Source organism: Kitasatospora sp. MY 5-36, assembly GCF_001182915.1.
Taxonomy (GTDB): Bacteria; Actinomycetota; Actinomycetes; order Streptomycetales; family Streptomycetaceae; genus Kitasatospora.
In genome coordinates this window covers 1-1,702 of the sequence record NZ_LFVW01001142.1, presented here as the reverse complement: position 1 = coordinate 1,702, position 1,702 = coordinate 1, and the positions used below count along the sequence as shown (strand labels likewise).

The 1,702-nt window shown below is 75.1% G+C and carries 1 protein-coding gene; it reads right to left on the bottom strand.

Annotation, left to right across the window (positions count from 1 at the left end):
- Positions 1-98: 98 nt before the first annotated feature.
- Entirely contained in the window at positions 99-1,235 is a 1,137-nt protein-coding gene (proB, locus tag AE652_RS40895) for a glutamate 5-kinase (protein WP_049660991.1), read from the bottom strand.
- Positions 1,236-1,702: the final 467 nt, after the last annotated feature.

The following is a 1,702-nucleotide window of genomic DNA, read 5'->3' as shown; positions in this document are numbered from 1 at the left end:
CGGGCCGCTCCCGGTACGGAGCGGCCCGCCGTCCGCGCGGCGCCGATCGGCCGGGCGGCCGGTGCCGGGGCAGGCCCCGGCACGGTCGACCGGGCCGGTCAGCCGCGCAGAACGACCAGGTCGTCGCGGTGGACGACCTCGCGCTCGTACGCGGCGCCGAACTCCTGGGCCAGGTCGCGGGTGGACCGGCCGAGCAGGCGGGGCAACTCCCTCGCATCAAAGTTGACCAGTCCGCGAGCCACGATGTGGCCGTTTTCGGCAAGAAGGTCCACCGGATCACCCGCGGCGAACTCCCCGTCGACCTTGGTGACCCCGGCGGGCAGCAGCGAGGCGCCGCCGGAGACGACCGCCCGGACGGCGCCCTCGTCCAGGTGCAGCGCCCCGCGCGGGCTGCTCGCGTGGGCCAGCCAGAGCATCCGGTCGGAGGTGCGGCTGCCGGTGCGCAGGAAGAGCGTGCCGGTGGGCCGGCCGGCCAGCGCGTCGGCGGCCTGGCTGGCGGCGGTGAGCACGACCGGGATGCCGGCGCCGGTGGCGATCCGGGCCGCCTCGACCTTGGTGACCATGCCGCCGGTACCGACGCCGGCCTTGCCGGCGCTGCCGATCTCGATGCCGTCGAGGTCCTGCGGGCCGCGCACCTCGGCGATCCGGCTGGTGCCGGGGCGGGACGGGTCGCCGTCGTACAGGCCGTCCACGTCGGAGAGCAGTACGAGCAGGTCGGCCCGGACCAGGTGGGCGACCAGGGCGGCCAGCCGGTCATTGTCGCCGAACTTGATTTCGGCGGTGGCGACGGTGTCGTTCTCGTTGACGATCGGCATCGCGCCCATCGCCAGCAGCTGGTCCAGGGTGCGGTACGCGTTGCGGTAGTGGGCGCGCCGGCTGGCGTCCTCGGCGGTGAGCAGCACCTGGCCGACCCGGATGCCGTACCGGGCGAAGGAGGCGGTGTAGCGGGCGACCAGCAGGCCCTGGCCGACGCTGGCGGCGGCCTGCTGGCGGGCCAGGTCCTTGGGCCGGCGGTCCAGGCCGAGCGGGGCGAGCCCGGCGGCGATCGCGCCGGAGGAGACGAGCACCACCTCCGGGGCCTCGGGGCGGCCGCGCAGCTTGGCGAGCGCGTCCACCAGGGCGTCGACGCGGTCGGCGTCCAGGCCGCCGGTCGCCGTGGTCAGGGACGAGGAGCCGACCTTGACGACGATCCGTCGTGCGGTCAGCACCTCCTCCCGCAGAGGGTCCTCGCTCATCTCGCTGTACGCCCTTCCGGTGTGGTGCGGGTACGGCGGGGCCCGGGCCCGGCCGTCACCCCCGAAATCTACGCGATCCCCGCAGGTCACCGGCGGGGTGTTTCACCGGATGGACCGGATCCGGTACGGGCCGCCACGGGCCGCCCGCCAAGCCGGATGGCTGGTATGGTCCCTGACCGCAAGCCAGATCGGGGGACGGCTTCTTGCCCGCTGTACCCATGTCGTCATCGACCCTTCCTGTCACGACGGGCGGCGCCGCACTGGGCAAAGGCCGGCAACGGTCGCGGCCGTGCGCCCAGGAGAAATGCGCACCATGCGTTCGTACACCACCAAGCTGACCGTCGCCGCGCTCGCGGCGGCCACCGCCCTCTCGCTCGCGGCCTGCGGGCCGGACAACCCGGACACCCCGGCCGGTACCGGCGGCGCCACCGGCGCGGCCCCGGCCCAGACCGGCGCGCCCCAGACCG

What these genes read in the sequence shown, in the direction of transcription:
- proB (WP_049660991.1), bottom strand. Translation starts at nt 1,235, where the DNA reads ATGAGCGAGGACCCTCTGCGGGAGGAGGTGCTGACCGCACGACGGATC.